We start from the raw sequence: 2,528 nt of genomic DNA on the forward strand, positions 1-2,528 counted from the left end.
CGCATCCCCACGCGCTGCGAAGCAGCAAGACGGAGCGGCTGAAGCCTGCACACCAACCAACTCCCCTTCTTCCCCAATTCCACCCCATGACCGCCGACGCCACCCAAGATCCCTCCGACGCGCCAGAGGACGAAGGGCCGGGCTGCATGCCGGCGATCCTGGCGTCGATGGTCTTGATGGGCATCATCGGGTTCCTGACCTGCGGCGTGATGACGTGGCTGATTTTCGACAAGCAAGACGAATTGGCGTTGCGTTCGATGCGCGGCAGTTTCATTCCTGCGGTGGAGCAGAGTTTGCTCGAACCGGAAGAAAAGGCGGCGACGGTCAAATTGCTCAACACCTTTGTCGACGAACTCGAACGCGGCCGACTCGAAGGCTGGCAAGCCTCCGGCGTGATGCAACGCATGACCCGGTTGCCGGTGCTGCAGTGGGGGCAGATCCGCCGCATCGAAAAATTCGTCGATGATCATCCCGATCAGTTTTCCGCCGGCGATTCCCTGCAATTCGTCCGTTTGCGCAAAGGCGTGGAACGAAACAAGATCACCACCATTGACTTCGTTCATATCCTAACACCGGTGCTCCAGTCCGATCCCGGCAACGAGGAGGCTCAGTTGGTTGAACCGTTGACCGTCGATGCAGTCCGCGAAGTCGTCAAGCGGGCTCGAACCTCGGCCGACCGTGGCGAAATCGAACTGACCCCCAAAGATGACGTCGGCATCGACACGCTCGTCCGCCGCCAGATCGAAGCTGGAATCCAAAAGGGAACGTATTAGCAACCGTTGGTGTCCAGCCTTCAGGCGCATCCCCACGCGCTGCGAAGCAGCAAGACGGAGCGGCTAAAGCCTGCACACCAGCAACCGTTGGTGTCCAGCCGTTAGGCGCATCCCCACGCGCTGCAAAGCAGCAAGACGGAGCGGCTGAAGCCTGCACACCAGCAACCGTTGGTGTCCAGCCTTTAGGCGCATCCCCACGCGCTGCGAAGCAGCAAGACGGAGCGGCTAAAGCCGGCACACCAGCACCGCTACCATTCCCAACCTCCAAGGAAAACGCCAGTGTCAAATCGAAAGGTGGTCGTGGTCGGTGCCGGCCCGGGTGGATTGGCCGCGGCGATGCAATTGGCCCACGCCGGCTGTGACGTGACAGTGCTGGAACGTCGCGATCGTCCCGGCGGTCGAACGTCGGCCATCGAAATCGACGGCTATCGCTTCGATTGCGGCCCCACCTTCTTTCTGTACCCCCGCGTGCTCAAAGAAATCTTCGCCGGCTGCGGCTACGACCTGATGAAGGAAGTGCCGATGGAGCGGTTGGATCCGCAGTACCGTCTGACCTTCGGTGGCGGCGGACAACTCGATTGCACCCCGGACCTGGCGGAGATGGATCGTCAGATCGCTGAATTGTCGCCGCCCGACGTCGGTTCGCTGGCCCGCTACATGGACGACAACCGGACCAAGTTGGAAAAATTTCGGCCGATTCTCGAGTCGCCGTTCTCATCGATCGCCGACCTGATGCGTCCCTCCATGATCGGTGCCGCCAAACACCTGCACCCGTTTCGTTCGCTCGGCCAAGAATTGCAGCGGTACTTTTCCGATCCCAGACTGGTCATCGCGTTCGCGTTCCAATCCAAGTATCTGGGCATGTCGCCGTTCAATTGCCCCAGCCTGTTCAGCATCCTGTCGTTCTTGGAATACGAGCACGGAGTCTGGCATCCGATCGGCGGTTGCAGCCGCGTGAGCGAACGGATGGCGGAAATCGCGGAGGAGTTGGGCGTCAAATTCCGTTACGACGAACCGGTTCGCAGCGTGGAGATGGAAGGCCGCCACGTCCGATCCTTGACCACCGATCAAGGCAACTATGCGGCCGACGCGTTCGTGGTCAACGCCGACTTTGCCGACTGGATCAGCCGCACCGTTCCCAACGAGAAACGCAAGCGGTGGACCGACGAAGTGATCGCAACGAAACGGTTCTCCTGCAGCACGTTCATGTTGTACTTGGGCATCGAAGGTTTGTACGAAGACCTGCCCCACCACAGCATTCACATCAGCGAAGACTATGAAAACAATCTTCGCGAGATCGAGCAGACGCACACGCTCAGCCAAGACCCGTCGTTCTACGTCCAAAACGCCTGCGTCACCGATCCCTCGTTGGCTCCGGCCGGTCACAGCACGTTGTACGTGTTGGTCCCGGTGACGCATCAGACCGGATCGATCGACTGGGAAGCCGAATCGCCGGCGTTCCGAGAATTGACGCTCGATCGAATGGCCGCGATCGGATTAGGAGACCTTCGCAGCCGCATTCGGACCGAGCATACGATCACGCCCCAAAACTGGAACCAAGACTACGCGATCCACAAAGGCGCGACGTTCAACTTGGCGCACAATCTGGGCCAGATGCTGCACAACCGACCGCGAAACCGATTCGAAGACTTGGGCAGCGTTTACCTGGTCGGCGGAGGCACCCATCCGGGCAGCGGCCTGCCGGTGATCTATGAATCCAGCCGCATCACCACCGGGCTGGTTCTCAAAGACTTC

The 2,528-nt window shown here is 60.1% G+C and carries 2 protein-coding genes; both read left to right on the top strand.

Translation table 11 applies throughout. The annotated features are described in order from the left end of the window. A partial coding sequence (locus ABX749_RS29190; protein WP_372899143.1) for a hypothetical protein occupies positions 1–773 on the top strand: 773 nt, incomplete at its 5' end. Positions 774–1,052: 279 nt separating this feature from the next. Beyond that, positions 1,053–2,528 (top strand): phytoene desaturase family protein (crtI, locus tag ABX749_RS29195; protein ID WP_372899144.1); only part of this gene is annotated, 1,476 nt, incomplete at its 3' end.

This window comes from Stieleria sp., from assembly GCF_041595215.1.
GTDB classification, from domain to species: domain Bacteria; phylum Planctomycetota; class Planctomycetia; order Pirellulales; family Pirellulaceae; genus Stieleria; species Stieleria magnilauensis.